The following is a 14,995-nucleotide window of genomic DNA, read 5'->3' as shown; positions in this document are numbered from 1 at the left end:
TGCGCTGTCCCGGCGGACCGGCCGGCTCCGCAGCCGACCGACCGATCGTTCGGTTCATGGTGAGCCGGGGCGCCACACGCTGTCAAGAGCGCCTCCGCACCCTCTAACCTCTTGGGCGGACCACACGTGGGGGAACAGGGACGGGGAAGAGGGGAACGGCCGGACATGGAGCCTGAGGAGGAGCAGCGCGGCGGTCTCGCCGCGCTGTCATGGCCAGGACGGGTGGTGGTGGCCACGGCCGTGGCCGTCGTCGCGGTCGCCGTCACCGTTCACCTGGCGATGGTGTTTCTGCACGTCGCGCCGGCCAACACGCTCAGCAAGCAGCAGGACGCGACCATCGACGCGTACATCTACCCGGAGTTCGAGCAGAACTGGAAACTGTTCGCCCCGAACCCGCTCCAGCAGAACATCGCCGTGCAGGCGCGCGCCCGGGTCGTCGGCGAGGACGGCACCCGGACCACCGGGTGGACGGACCTCTCCGCGGAGGACGGCGCCCACATACGCGGCAACCTCTTCCCCAGCCACACCGCGCAGAACGAGCTGCGCCGCGCCTGGGACTTCTACACCGGCTCGCACGACGCCGAGAACCGCCCCGACGGCATGCGCGGCGAACTCTCCCAGACCTACGTCGAGCGGATCGTGATGGACCGGTTCACCGAGCGCTTCGACGGCACCGTCGACAGCATCCAGCTCCGCTCCGCCACCACCCGGGTACCCGCCCCCGCCTGGAGCGACGAGCGGTTCGACACCGACACCGAATACCGCGTCCTGCCCTGGTGGGACGTCAGCGAAGCAGCCCACGCCGAGCGGAAGGCCGCCTCGTGACCGACCACCGGCCCGCCTCCGGCACCCCAGGCACCCCCGGCACCCCCGGAAACGCCGCACGGAACCCCGGCGTCCCCGCACCCCGCCACGCCGGCCCCGCTCCGGCCCCCGCCACCCCCACCGACGGACCGCACCCGTGGAAGACCCGCGGCGAACTCGCCGTCGAGCGCGGCCTGGCGAAGATCACCGGCCGGGCCCTCGGCCCGTACCAGAGCGCCGTGGTGCGCATCGGCTTCGCCGTCACCTGGCTCTTCTTCCTGCTGCGCGAGTACCCGCACCGCCACGAGCTGTACGGCCCGGGCAGCCCGTGGGGGTTCGACCTGGCGGAGCGCCTGGTCGCCTCCAACGACGCCTTCACCGTCCTGCTGTGGACGGACAGCACGCTCTGGTTCGAGAGCGTCTACGCGCTCGCCGTCCTGGCGAGCGCGGCCCTCGCCCTCGGCTGGCACACCCGCGCCTCGTCGGTCCTCTTCATGATCGGCGTGCTGTCGCTGCAGAACCGCAGCGTCTTCATGGGCGACGGCGGCGACAACATCATCCACCTGATGGCGATCTACCTGGTGCTGACCCGGTGCGGGCAGGTGTGGTCGCTGGACGCCCGCCGCGCCGCCCGGGCGCGGGAGCGGGGCGAGCCGGGCGACACCGGCGGCATCGTGCTCTGGGCGCTCTCCGGTCTCGCCCTCTTCGCCGTGGCCCTCGGTCCGGGCCTCACCACCGGCTGGGCGATGGTCCTCGGTGGCCTGTGGACGGTGTACGGCGCCTGGTGGGCGGTGTGCCGCTACGCCCCCGGCGAACCGCGCACGGTCCTGGACGTCGTCGCCAACCTCGTCCACAACGGCGCCCTGTTCGTCATCATGGCCGAGGTGTGCCTGGTGTACGCCACGGCGGGCTGGTACAAGATCCAGGGCTCCCGCTGGCAGGACGGCACCGCCGTCTACTACCCGCTGCAGCTCGACTACTTCGCGCCCTGGCCCGCGCTGAACGAGGTGTTCGCCGCCTCCGGTCTCGGCATCATGGCCATGACGTACATCACGGTGCTGGTGCAGGTCGCCTTCCCCTTCACGCTCTTCCATCGCAAGGTCAAGAACGTGCTGCTCGCGGTCATGATCGGGGAGCACCTGAGTATCGCCGTGCTGTTGGGGCTGCCGTTCTTCTCCATGGCGATGATCGCAGCGGACATGGTCTTCCTGCCCACCGCGCTGCTGGTCTGGTGCGGCGCCCGCGCCGCCGCCGTCCGCGCGCGCCTCGGGCGGCGCCGTGCCGGGACGGCACGGCCGGACGGCGCCCCCGACGACCCGGCGGACGACCCGGCGGACGATCCCGCGGGCGAACCGGCGGACGCCCCGGCCGGCGACGGTTCCGCACCGCGCGGGCCCGACGCCTCCGGCGGCCGCGCCTCCGCCACCGGGAACCCGGACCGCGCCCTGCGCTGACGACCCGTGCCCGGCGTGGGCCCTCCACGCCGGGCACGGGCTTGCCGGCGGCCGGACCGGCTGGAGGTCCCACGCCGCTCCGGCCGCCGCACCCGGCCAGGTCCCGGTCAGGTCCCGAGCGCGTCCGGAGCCGTGTGCGGCGCACGGACGGCGGCCGCCAGCAGCGCGGTGAACCGTTCGCCCCACGCCGCGACGGTCGAGGCGTGGAAGAGGTCGGTCGAGTACTCCAGGACGACCTCGATCCTCCCCTCCCCCGGAACCAGCACCACGTACAGCTCGTTGCGGGCCACGCCGCGCGTGGGCAGGCTGCGGACCGTCGCCGACACGCCCGGCAGGTGCAGCCGGGGCGGCGGCGTGGTGACCACCGTGAACAGCACGGCGGGGAAGGGGCGTTCCGCGGTCTCGGGCTCCACCAGCCGCACCACCTCGGTCAGCGGCAGCTCCTGCTTGTCGAGCACGCTGAAGAGGGTCGCGCCGACCTGCGCCGCGAGGTCCGCGAACGTGGCCGCGCCCGCAACCCGGGCGCGCAGCAGCACCGCGTCCCCCAGCAGCCCGACGACCTCGTCGTACGCCTCCCGGGTCCGGTTCGCGCTCGACGCGGCGAGCACCACGTCGCCCCGGTGGTCGCAGACCTCGCCCAGCCAGAGCGCGAAGGCCGCGGCGAGCACCGCGTACGGAGTGGAACCCGCGCCCGCCGCGCACTTCTCCACCAGACCCGGCAGTTCGCCGTCGATCACGAACCGGTGCAGCGCGCCACGCCCGGACAGCAGGGCGGGACGCACCCCGTCACAGGGCAGCCGCGGCACCAGCGGGGCGACGCCGTCGAGCTCGGAGCGCCAGAACTCCTCCAGTGCGCGCCTGCGTTCCTCGGGCAGCCGCTGCTCCGCGCGGGCCACGTCGGTGAACTGCACGTTCGGGGCGGCGAGTTGCTGCCCCGATGCGGAACGTGAGGCGTCGTACAGGCACTCCAGCTCCCGCCAGAGGACGCCCAGGGACCAGCCGTCGCAGACCGCGTGGTGCAGCACGGTCAGCAGCACCCACCGCTGCGGCCCGGCGCGCCCGAGCCGGAAGCGGAACAGCGGGGCCCGGTCCAGCGCGAACGGCCGGGAGGCGTGGTCCAGGCACCAGTCCGTCCAGGCGTCCTCGTCGTCGGCCGCCAGGGGCGGTTCGTCCACCGGCACCTCCACCGGGACGTCGGCCAGCACCTCGACCACGTGCTCCCCGTCCCGTACCGCGAGCCGGCTGCGCAGCGCGTCGTGCCGCCGGACGAGAGCCCGCAGCGCGTCGCGCAGGCTCGGCACGTCCACGTCGCCGCGGAGGTCGATGCGGTGCGCGACGTGGTACACGGAGCCGTCGGCGCGGTCGTGGTGCCGCCGCCACAGCCGCCGGAGCGTGGACGTCAGGGGCACGCTCGCCGTGACGCCCCTGCCGTCCGGCTCGGAGGAGTGTCCGGGGCCGTGCGGTTCGTCCGTCCCGCCCGGGCCCGCCGGCTGCCGCGCACCGGCCGCGACGCCGCGCAGGGTCGGCCGGTGGAAGAAGTCCGCCATGCTCAGCTCGACGCCCACCTCCTCGCGCATGCGGTTCAGCAGGCGTATCGCGCTCAGCGAGTGACCGCCCAGTTCGAAGAACGACCGTGTCACCGGCACCCGTTCCCGCCCGAGCACCTCGGCCCACACCCGGTGCAGATCCCGCTCCGCGTCCGTGGCCGGCAGGTCGGCGGGGGCGTCCGCCGGCTGCGACGGAACGGGGTCGGGCAGCCGGGTCCGGTCGAGCTTGCCCGAGGCGGCCACCGGCAGCCGCTCCACGGCGACCCACTGCGCCGGCAGCAGGTGCTCCGGCAGTTCCGCGGCGAGCGCGGCGCGCAGCGCCGTCGTGTCCCGCCCGCCGTCCGCCGGGACGACGTACGCGACGAGTTCCGCCTCGCCGCGGTCGTCGCGGCGGGCCAGTACGGCCGCGTCGAGGACGCCCGCCGCCGCGTTCAGCGCGTGCTGCACCTCGGCGGGTTCGACCCGGTGACCGCGGATCTTGACCTGCTCGTCGACCCGGCCGCGGTATTCGAGGGCGCCGTCGTCGCGCCACCGGGCCAGGTCTCCCGTCCGGTAAGCGGTGCCTCCCGCGCCGTCGGGCGGGAAGGCGGCGGCGGTCTCGTCGGGCAGGCCGAGGTAGCCGTGCGCCACCGGCACGCCGCCGATGTGGATCTCGCCGACGGCTCCGGGCGGCACCTCGCGCCCGTCCGGGTCCAGCAGCCGGATGCGCGCGCCCGGCAGGGGGCGGCCGATCGGCGGCCGGTCGCCCGCCGCGGGGTCCACCCGGTGGGAGGTGACGATGACGGAGGCCTCCGTCGGGCCGTACTGGTTGTACAGCGTGCAGCCGGGGTGGGCGGTCAGGAACCGGTGGAACGCGGGAGCGAGGTGGAGCGGTTCCCCCGCGGAGAAGACCTCCCGCAGGGACGGCACGTCGGGTGCCGCGTCCAGGAGGTACTTCAGCGGCGTGTAGGGCATGAAGAGCCGCTGCACCTCGTGGCGGCGCACGGTGGCGGCCAGTTCGGCGGGGTCGCGGCGCTCCTCCTCGCCGACCAGGACGAGGGTCGCCCCGGCGGCCAGCGTGGTGAAGATCTCCTGCACGCTCACGTCGAAGGTCGGCGAGGTCCACTGCAGCGTGCGCAGCGGCCGATGGGCCGCGAGGTGCGTGCGGACGAGGTGGGCGGGCCCGCGGTGCGGGACGACCACGCCCTTCGGGCGGCCGGTCGAGCCCGAGGTGTGCAGGAGGTAGGCCGGGTCCTCCGGCCGCACCACCGGAGGCGCCGCGTCACCGTCGCCGCCGGCCGCTTCGGACGCGGGTGCGCCGCCGTCGGCCGCGCCGGACGCCTCCGCCCCGTCGGACGGGGTCTCGTCCGCCGTGTCCGCCCGGTCGACGAGATGGACGGATCCGATGGCGAGAGCCGGGTGCCGCCGGTGCAGCTCACCGGTCGTGACCAGCAGCACCGGGCTGCCGTCCTCGTACAGCCGGGCCAGTCGCGGGCCGGGCGCGGACGGTTCGAGCGGCAGGTACGCGGCGCCGCTCTTGAGGACCGCGAGGATCGACACGATCAGCTCCGGACCGCGGGGCAGCAGCAGCGCGACGCGTGCGCCGCGGCGGGCTCCCCGCGCCCGCAGGTCCCGGGCGAGGCGGTCGGCGCGCGCGTCGAGTTCGCGGTAGGAGAGCGTCTCTCCGCCGCCGACGAGGGCGACGGCGTCCGGGCAGGCGCGGGCCCGCTGCTCGACCAGGCCGTGCAGGGTGTCCCCGCCGCGGGCGTCCACGGGGGTGGGCGCCCGGTGGTGCCCGCCCAGTTCGGCGAGCCGCGCGCGGTCGGCGCCGGTCGGGGCGGTGAGCGCCGGCAGGGTGGCGGCGGGGTCGTCGAGCGCGCGGCGCAGCACCTGCTCCACGTGGTCCACGAAACGGTCCACGGTGCCGCGGTCGTACAGGTCGGTGTCGTACTCCACCATGACGCGCAGACCGTCCGCGTGGCGGGTGAGGTAGACGCTGAGGTCGAACGGGGCGCGTTCGCTCGGCATGTCCAGCAGCGTGCTGTGCAGCCGCGGCGGGTCGAACGCGACCCGGCCCTCCTCCTCGTACTCCACGAGCACCTGGAACAGCGGATTGCGGCCCGGGTCGCGCCGGGGCGCCAGCGCGGCGACGAGTTCGTCGAAGGGCACCTCGCGATGCTCGTACGCCGCGGTGCTGGTCTCCCGCACGCGGTGCAGCAGGCCGGCGAAGTCCGGGTCGCCGTCGAGCCGTACGCGCAGGGCGACCGTGTCGAGGAACAGGCCCACCTGGTCCTCCGCCTCCGGCGGCCGGGAGGCGACGGCTGTGCCCAGGACGACGTCGTCCCGTCCGCCGAAGCGGCCGAGGACGGCGGCGACGGCCGCGGTGAGCGCCATGAAGAGCGTCGCACGGTGCCCTGCGGCCAGGCGCTGGAGGCCACCGACGAGTTCCGCGTCCAGGTGGTGGGTGAGGCTCGCTCCCGCACCCGACCTGGCCGCCGGGCGGGGCCGGTCGGAGGGCAGCGTCGAGTCCGGGGCGTCGCGCAGCGCCGTGCGCCAGAACTCCAGGGCGGCGGCGGACGCTTCGGCGCCCGGCGCTGCGGGGGGTGCGGCGGGAAGGGGCGCCGGTGGCGGTGGCGTCCCGCCCACCCGTGCGCGGTAGCAGGCCGCGACGTCCCGGAGCAGGGCCGCGGTGGAGGAGGAGTCGAAGACGAGGTGGTGCGCCAGCAGGAAGAGCAGATGCCGCTCGTCCGACAGGCGCAGCAGCCGCGCCGAGACCAGAGGGCCTTCGGCGAGGTCGAAGATGCGCCGCCCGTCGGTGTCCAGCACGTCGCGCAGGGCCTCTTCCTCCGTCGCGCCGGCGCGGTCCGTCACCGGGCAGTCCAGGGGGAGGGAAGGCAGTGTCCGGCGGTGCGGGACGCCGTCGGTGCTGCGGAAGACCGTGCGCAGCGCGGGATGCCGGTCCGCGCACTGCCGCAGCGCCCACTGGAGTGCGGGAACGTCGAGCGGGCCGTCGAAACGGACGGCCTTCGGCTCGTGGTACATGCTGGTGCCCGGATGCAGTTGCTCGAGGAACCAGATCCGTCGCTGCGCCGGTGACAGCGACTCCCGCGCCGCGTCGGCCGGCGGGTGCGCCGCCGTCGGCCTCTGTTCCGGTGTCCGCTCCGGCTTCCGCGCCGGTGTCCGCTCCGGCGGGGGTGCGGTCGCACCGGCGGGCCGTGACACCGTGCGGCGGAGCCGGTCGAGCGCGGGCAGCGCGTCCAGCACCTGCGGGGCCGGGACGCCGAAGTCGACGAAGCAGGCGATCTCGTTCGCGCCCGCGGCCACCAGCCGCCGTACGGTCTCCTCGGCCGTCGTCCCGTCGCCGATCAGGGCACGCGACGCGCAGTACCGCTCGTAGGCCCGCCCGAGCAGGAACTCGACGTCCTCGTCGTCCGCCCGGTCCAGGTCGATGTCGACGCCGAGGCTGTTGGTGACCTGGTCGAAGAGGGACAGCGACGAGCGCAGGTAGGAGACGAACGGCCGGTACGCCTCCGCGCGCGCGGTCTCCGCGTCCTCGCCGAGGTAGGTGTGCACGAGGACCACGATCCGGCCCGCCTCCGGGTCCAGGCCGTGCTCGGCGCGGGTGCGGCGGTACAGCGCGATGTTCTCCGCGAGCTGCTCGACCGTCTGCGTCATCAGGTTCGTGACGACGCCCAGCCCTTCGGCGGCGGCCCGCCGGTAGCTGTCGGGGTTCCCCACCACGGCCACGTAGAGGGGTGGCTGTTCCTGGACGGGCCGCGGGTGCAGGCGGACGTCGGCCTCCCGGCCGTCCCCGCCGGTGACCGTCAGTGTGTCGCCCGCCCAGAGGCTCCGCACGGTCTCCAGGTGCTCGTACATCAGCTCGCGGTGGCGGCCGTAGTTGTCCGGGGCGAGGGCGAAGTCCGTGGCGCGCCAGCCGCTGGCGAAGCACAGACCCACCCGGCCGCCGGAGATGTTGTCGACGACCGACCACTCCTCGGCGACCCGTACGGGGTGGTGCAGCGGCAGCACCACGGAACCGGCGTGCAGCCGGATCCGCCGGGTGCGGGCCGCCAGCGCGGCGGCGAGGACGGAGGGGTTGGGGAACAGCCCGCCGAAGGACTCGAAGTGGCGTTCCGGGAACCACAGGGCGTGGAAGTCGTGCCGGTCCGCGAACTCGGCGGCGGACAGGAGGAGTCCGTACTTGTCCGGGGCGTCGTCGTCGGGGTAGTCGCCGAAGAAGTACAGGCTGACGTCGCAGGCCCCGGCGGGCGTGCCCGCGTCCTCGGCCGCGTCGGGAGCGGTAGAGGGCCGGCCGGCGGCCGCGGGGGGTCGTGGCGCGTTCGGGAGGGTCTCCTTCGCCGCGGGGCGTGCGGGTGCCTCTGCGGGCGCGGGCACGGGCGCGGGTACCGGTGCGGGCGACGCGCCGGCGCGGTCGCGGCGGCCCAGGACGTCGAGCTGGGCCGCGAGGACGCCGGAGACCTGGTCCACGAGGCGTTCGGCGAGCTGGAGTTGGCGGTCGAAGAGGGCGGTGAGCCCGGCGTCGGCCCCGGTGTGCCCGGCGTGCCCGGTCGGCGGGTCGGCCGCCTCCGGCACGGGCGGTGCGGGCGGTGCGGGTGGTGCGGCGGGTGCGGCGGCCGGCGCTGCGTCCGCAGCCGGTGCGGCGGCCGGCACGGTATCGGCGTCGCCCAGCAGCGCCGCGACCCGGGCGGCGAGCCGGCGCGGGGTGTCGGCGTCGGAGAACACCTCCCGCACCGGGACCCGTACGCCGAAGCGGCGTTCGACGTCGGTCGCGAGGCCGATCAGGACGAGGGAGTCCGCACCGAGGTCGAAGAACGAGCGGTCGGGCCCGGTGTCCGACACTTCCACGCCGAGCTTGCCCGCCGCCAACTCCCGTATCGCCTCCAGCACGTCGCCCGCCGCCGGCTCCGTACCGGCGGCGGGCCCGGTGCCTGCGCCGCTGGACGGCTCCGGCGCGGCGGCGGATGGCGCCGGGGCCGGGGCCGGGGTCGGAACGGCGGGGCGCGCTGCGGCGATCCGGCGCCGCCGGAGCGGATGGCCCGGCAGCGGAATCCGGCCGCCGCCGCGCACGACGGCGTGCCAGTCGGGGTCGGCACCGCCCCGGTAGCGGCGTCCCAGGCTCTCCAGCGCTCCGGAGACCTGATCGGCACCCTCCCCCTGCGCGCCCAGCCACCGGGAGGCGGGCAGGCAGTGCCGGCCCAGCCCGCTGAGGACGGCGCCCGGACCCGGCTCGAGGAAGTCCGCGACGCCGTGGGCGTCCGCAGCCGCCATGATCAGGTCGAAGCGCACCGGCAGCCGGGCCTGACGGCACAGGTATCCGGCGTCGGGCACCCAGCCCGGGAGCCGCACCCGGCCGTCCGTGCCCGTGACGAACGGCGTGTGCAACGGCCCGAACGGCACCCGCTCGGCGTGCGAACGGAACTCCTCGACGGCACCGTCGACGGCGGCCGAGTGGAACGCCCGGTCCACCGGCAGCGTGCGCCAGGACAGCCCTTCGTCGTCCAGCGCGCGCCCCGCCTCGGCCAGCGCGCCGGGCGGACCCGACAGCACGTGCGAGCGCGGCCCGTTGCAGGCGGCCACCTCCGCGCCGGCGCGCCGTGCGACGTGTTCGGCCTGCTCGGCGTCCATCCGGGCGGCGATCATCCCGCCGGGTGGGCAGGACCGCTGCATCAGCCGCCCGCGCCACGCCGTGAGCCGCAGACCGTCCTCCAGCGCGAGGGCGCCGCCCGCGCAGAGCGCGGCGTACTCGCCGACGCTGTGCCCGAGCAGCAGCGCCGGGTCCGCGCCCCACGTCCGCCAGAGCCCGGCGAGGGCCGTCTGATGGGCGAACAGGGCGGGTTGGGCGGTCTCGGTGTCCCAGGTGCTCCCGCTCCCGCCGCCGTCGCCCCCGCTCTCGCTCCCGCCGCTGTCGGGGTCGCCGAGGAGCAGCGGCAGCAGCCGGCCGGAGAACTCGTCGGCGAACACCTCCGCGCACCGGTCCAGCACGCGGGCGTACGCGGGGAACGCCGCGTACAGGTCCCGCCCGGCGCCCGGCCCCGCGCTGCCCTGGCCGGGGAAGGCGAAGGCGAGCGGTCCCGCCGCGGCGGGCGGTTCGGCCCGCGCGGCCGACCGTTCCAGGGCTTCGGCCAGCTCCGCGGCCGTACGGCCCACGACGGCGGCGCGCGCGGCCCGGTGCGGCCGTCCGAGCGCCAGGGTGGCGGCCACGTCGGCGGCTGCCGGGGCGGGTTCGCGGCGCAGCTGACCGGCAAGCCTGCCGGTCAGCTCGGCGAGTGCCTGCGGGTCGTCGGCCGAGACCGGGACGAGCACGGGGAACGCCGCTTCCGCAGCGGCGGGCCGCGCGGGCGCCTCCTCCAGCACCACGTGCGCGTTCGTGCCGCCGACGCCCAGCGCGCTGACCCCGGCGCGCAGCGGCCCGCCGTCCGGCGTCCGCCAGGGACGCAGTTCGGTGCCCAGGACGAGGGGGCCGCCCGTCAGGTCCAGGTCGGGGTGCGGGCGGTCCACGTTCAGCGTCGGCACCAGGGTGCGGTGGCGCAGCATCAGCACCGTCTTGATCAGGCCCGCCATGCCGGCGCAGCTGTCGAGGTGCCCGATGGCCGGCTTCACCGAGCCGAGCGTGCAGAATCCGGTCCGGTCCGTGTCCTCGCCGAGCGCACGGGCCAGCGCCTCGAACTCCACCGGGTCGCCGAGGGGGGTGCCGGTGCCGTGGGCCTCGACGTAGGAGACCGATGTGGCCGGGACGTTCGCGGTGCGCAGCGCCCGGCGGACGACCTCCGTCTGTCCCGGCACGCCCGGCGCGCTGAATCCCGCCTTGGCCGCGCCGTCGTTGTTGACCGCGGAGCCGAGGATCACCGCGTGCACGGTGTCGCCGTCCGCCAGCGCCCGGTCCAGGCGCTTGAGGAGTACCGCGGCGACGCCGTTGCCGCCCACGGTGCCGTCGGCGCCCGCCGCGAAGGCACGGCAGGTGCCCGTCGGCGACAGGATCGATTCGGGATGGCTGCGGTAGCCGGTCTCCTGCGGGGTGTGTACGGCCGCGGCGCCCGCGAGTGCCAGGTCCGCGTCGTCGTTGAGCAGCGCCTGCACGGCGAGGTGGACGGCGACCAGGGAGGTCGAGCAGGCCGTCTGGACGCCGATCGCCGGCCCGGTCAGGCCCAGCCGGTACGCGACCCGCGTGGCCAGGAAGTCGGGTTCCCGGCCGATGGTGGCCCGCATCCCGGACGGCGGGTCGACGGGTTCGGTCTCCTGTGCGCCGGGACGGGCCTGCTGGTGGCCGTAGAGGTGCATGCCGGAACCGGCGAAGACGCCGGTCCGCGTTCCGGCACCGTTCGCGGTGTGGCCGGCGTTCTCCAGGGCCTCGTGGCAGCACTCCAGGAACAGCCGGTGCCCGGGGTGGGTCAGCTCCGCCTCCGCGGGGCTCATCCGGAAGAACTCCGGGTCGAACGCGTCGGCTCCGTCCAGCACGCCCGCCACGGGTACGCGCAGCGGGTCGCGGATCTGCTGCGGCGACAGGCCGGCGTCCGCGAGTTCTTCGGGGCTCAGGACGCGCAGCGCGCTGCGCCCCTCGCGCAGCCCGGCCCAGAACGCCTCGACGGAGGACGCGCCGGGGAAGCGGGCGGCCATGCCGACGACCGCGATCCTGCGGTCGTCGGACCTGCCGTCCCCCGCGGGTGCGGACGTCGCGTGCGGGGCCCGGTGCGACGTGCCGTGCGAGGCCGCCGGCGACGTCACGTCCGACGCCCCGCGCACCCCGGAGTCCGGCGCCTCGGCGTCCCGTGCCAGGTGGGCGGCGAGTTCACCGATGGTGGGGTGCTCGAAGAGCGCGACCTGGCGCAGCCTCCGCCCGAGCCGTTCCTCGAGGCGGGTGCGCACGCGCACCAGCTGCACGGATTCCAGACCGAGCTCGTAGAACGGGACGTCGGCCGGGGCTTCGCGGCCCAGCTCGGCGGCGATCTCCCGCTGCACCAGGCGCAGCAGGTCCCCGCCGGGTGGGGACGGCGGCGGGCCCTGCGGCTCCGGGCGGAGCGGGGCGGTCTCCGGCCGGTCCCGCAGCGCGCTCCGGCGCACCTTGCCCGCCGGGGTGCGCGGGAACTCCTCGGGAGGAACGGGAACGACGTGGGAGGCGGTCAGCCGCAGCGCGGCGAACAGGGTCCGCCGGATCTCCCGCACGAGGCGCGCGTCCTCGGCCGGTTCGCGAGCGCAGAAGAACACCGCCAGCGACTCGGTGCCGCGGTCCGGGTCCGGTACGCCGCACGCCGCCACGTCGCCGGACCGCAGCCCCGGCACGGTCGCCAGGGTCTCCTCCACCTCGTGGCAGTGGACGTTGTGGCCGTTGAGGACCATCACGTCCTTGTGCCGGCCGGTGACGACGACCTGCCCCCCGGCGAGGAACGCCAGGTCGCCGGTGTCCAGCCACTCCCGCCCGGCGGGGAACAGGGCCGCGTCCGCCTCCGGGGCGCGGACGTAGCCCGGGGTGAGCCGGGCCGCGGACCTCACCTGGAGCCGCCCGACGCGGCGTTCGGGCAGCGGCTCCCCCGCGTCGTCCAGCACCCGCACGGCGGTGCCGTGCGCGGGCGGTCCGGAGGCGACGAACGTGACGCGGTCGGCTTCCGGCGTCGTTTCGTCGGCGGCGGACAGCTCGCCGCCGAGGCTGCTCCGCAGCAGCCGGTGGACGGTGCCGGGCCGGTCGAGCCTGCCGTAGGCCACGGCCGTCACGGTCTCGGCCATGCCCCAGGCGGGCACGAGGTGGTGTTCGCGCACCCCGGAGGGGGCCGTGGCGTCCAGGAAGCGGCGCAGCACCGGCAGGGACACGTGCTCGCCGCCGCACACCAGGGTCCGCAGCCGGTGCAGGTCCCAGCGGGAGTCCGGCCGCGTACGGAGGGCCTCGGCGACCATCTGGTACGCGAAGGTGGGCGCCCAGCTGTGGTGGGCGCGGTGGGCGTCGAGCAGGTCCAGCCAGCGGAGGGGTTCGGCCAGCACGCGCTCGGTCGGCGCGTGCACGTTGGTGCTGCCGGTGAAGACGGGCAGCACGTGGTAGAGCAGGAACGCCCCGCTGTGGTCCGGGGGCAGCCAGTTGACGGTGGTGTGCTCGGGGCGGACGTCCAGGATGCGCCGGGAGGAGGCCGCGAAGTCCGCCAGCCCGCCGTGGGTGAGCTGCGCGGCCTTCGGCGTGCCGGTGCTGCCCGAGGAGAGCATGAGCAGTGCGACCTCGCCGTCCTCCTCCGGGTCGGCGAGGTCGTCGGCGGGTTCGTGGTGCGGCAGTTCGCCGACCGTGACCACGCGTGACCGCGGGACGGCGTGGGCGATCCCGGGCCCGGCGTCGGCGTCGCAGAGCACGAGGGGCGCGTCCAGCAGGGTGGCCGTGTGCCGCAGCCGCTGCAGCGCGGCCGACTCCGGTTCGGCGGGTTCCGCGATGCTCACCGGCCGCGCGCCGCCGAGCACCGCGGCCCAGAAGGCGGGGAAGAAGTCCTCCAGCGCCAGCCCGCACAGCACCAGGGCGTCCCCGGCCCGCAGGCCGTGGGCGCGCAGCCCGGTCAGCAGCCGGCGTGCCCGGTCCAGCAGTTCCGGGTAGGGGAGTTCCACGGTCGTGCCGTCCCGTCCGACGGTGACCACGCCCGCGTCGGGGAACGCGTCCGCGGCGCGCAGCAGCGCCTGCACCGCGTTCCGCGGGTCGTCCTCGGTGAACTCCCGCTCAGGCCCCCGGTAAAGGGCCGGTCCGGGTACGCGCTCCATGCGGGTTCTCTCCTTCGTCGCCCGGGCGGTCGGCCGGGTGCGTGGCGGAATCGGTGGGGGTGCACGCGGGGGACGCGGGCGGCGCAGGTGCGGGCGTGGCGGTGGGGGCCGCGGGCTCGGGGGTGGTGGGGGCGGCCGCCCGTGCGGAGGACCGGAACAGCAGCAGGGCCAGACCGCCGCACGCGGCCACCGCGTGGAACGCGCCGACGACGGCCCACACCGGCAGCGCCTCCAGCGCGGCAGCGGCGGCCACCGCGCCGAGGGTGAACCCGGCGGTCTCCGCCACCGCCGAGGCGCCGAAGAGCCTGCTCCGCAGGCGGTCCGGCGCCGCCTGCAGCCGGGAGGTGTAGACGATCTCGGTGTAGCCGTCGGCGAGACCGGCGCCGAGGGCCACCAGCATCAGGGCGATGCCGGGCAGCCCGGTGAAGGCCGCGACGAAGAACAGCGACATCGCGACCGTGCCGGTCGCGAACCCGCGCTCGTCCCCGGCCGGACCCCGCTGCTCCTTGCGGCGCTTGACCACCTGGTGCGCGACCAGGGTGCCGACCGCCCAGGCGGACCAGAACTGCGTCATGAGCAGTGCCGGTTGCGACGGTGCCGTCTGCTGCGCGAGCACTGGCAGGGCGACGTTGTGCGAGGCGGAGGAGAGCGCGTCCGCGCCGCGCAGCGCGACCATGGCCAGGACGACCGCGGGGACCGCCGCCAGCGCGCGCCACGTCGTCGTGGCGCCCGCGTCCGCGTCCGTCGCGCCGGTGCCCGCGTCCGCCGCGCCGCCGTGCGCAGCCGCCGCGGGGCCGGGGTCCGCCTCGTCGGTGCGCGGGCGCAGGGTCACCAGGGCCGCCGCGGACACGGCGAAGCTCGCCGCGTTCACCGCGAAGGCCGCGGTGTAGCCGCCCAGGGCGATGACCGGCGTCGCGGAGGCGAAGCCCAGCACCGTGGCGAACGAACGCAGCGTCACCAGCAGGCCGTTCGCCTCGCGCCGCCCGTCCTGCCCCACCATCACCGGCACGGCGCTGCGCAGTGCGACGGTGAACAGCGTGTGTCCGGCGCCCATCACCACGACGGCGCCGGCGAGCAGCAGGAGGGGAGTGCGACCGGCGCTCAGCGCGAGCACCGTCATCGCGGCCGCCTGCGCCACGTCGGTGCCGATCATCAGCGCACGGCGGCCGGTCCGGTCCGAGATCCGGCCCGCGGCCAGCCCCGCGAAGAAGCCGGAGGAGAGCCGTACGGCCATGACCACGCCGACCCCGAGGGCGCCGCCGGCGACCTCGTAGGCGAAGAGGCTCAGGGCGATCAGGTTCAGGTAGTTGCCGTACGCCGAGACGGCGTGGGCGCACAGCAGCGCACGGAACCGGCGGTCCACGCCTGCCACTTCACCCCCCCCGGGGAGCCCGTCCGACGCCGACAGTCTGCCCACCGGGAACCTGAGCCACAAGCATCGCGCAGCGTCACGTCCCGCGCGGGGCG

At 75.8% G+C, this 14,995-nt stretch carries 4 protein-coding genes; 2 read left to right on the top strand and 2 right to left on the bottom strand.

The window, feature by feature from the left end; translation table 11 throughout:
- Window positions 1-165 precede the first annotated feature (165 nt).
- Together K304_RS0121865 and K304_RS30630 are read left to right on the top strand one after the other, a co-directional pair.
- On the top strand, window positions 166-825 hold the full coding sequence (locus K304_RS0121865) for a DUF5819 family protein (RefSeq protein ID WP_027765450.1): 660 nt from the start codon (window positions 166-168) through the stop codon (window positions 823-825).
- The gene (locus K304_RS30630) at window positions 822-2,258 is read left to right on the top strand and encodes an HTTM domain-containing protein (RefSeq protein WP_078529515.1); all 1,437 of its coding nucleotides are present in this window, start codon (window positions 822-824) and stop codon (window positions 2,256-2,258) included. The genes K304_RS0121865 and K304_RS30630 overlap by 4 nt, the downstream gene beginning before the upstream one ends.
- A 107-nt stretch (window positions 2,259-2,365) precedes the next feature.
- Here the strand turns inward: K304_RS30630 and K304_RS30625 are convergent, their stop codons facing one another.
- Window positions 2,366-13,528 (bottom strand): hybrid non-ribosomal peptide synthetase/type I polyketide synthase, encoded by an 11,163-nt coding sequence (locus tag K304_RS30625; protein ID WP_051308710.1) that lies wholly within the window; start codon window positions 13,526-13,528, stop codon window positions 2,366-2,368.
- The gene (locus K304_RS0121850; protein ID WP_486591770.1) at window positions 13,488-14,900 is read right to left on the bottom strand and encodes an MFS transporter; all 1,413 of its coding nucleotides are present in this window, start codon (window positions 14,898-14,900) and stop codon (window positions 13,488-13,490) included. Before K304_RS0121850 ends, K304_RS30625 begins: the two co-directional genes overlap by 41 nt.
- Between the last annotated feature and the right edge of the window lie 95 nt (window positions 14,901-14,995).

The sequence above is a fragment of the Streptomyces sp. CNS606 genome (assembly GCF_000426325.1).
Note: the sequence above shows the minus strand (reverse complement) of the source record. Positions and strands in the feature narration are given on the sequence as shown.

What these genes read in the sequence shown, in the direction of transcription:
- K304_RS0121865 (WP_027765450.1), top strand. Translation starts at nt 166, where the DNA reads ATGGAGCCTGAGGAGGAGCAGCGCGGCGGTCTCGCCGCGCTGTCATGG.
- K304_RS30625 (WP_051308710.1), bottom strand. Translation starts at nt 13,528, where the DNA reads ATGGAGCGCGTACCCGGACCGGCCCTTTACCGGGGGCCTGAGCGGGAG.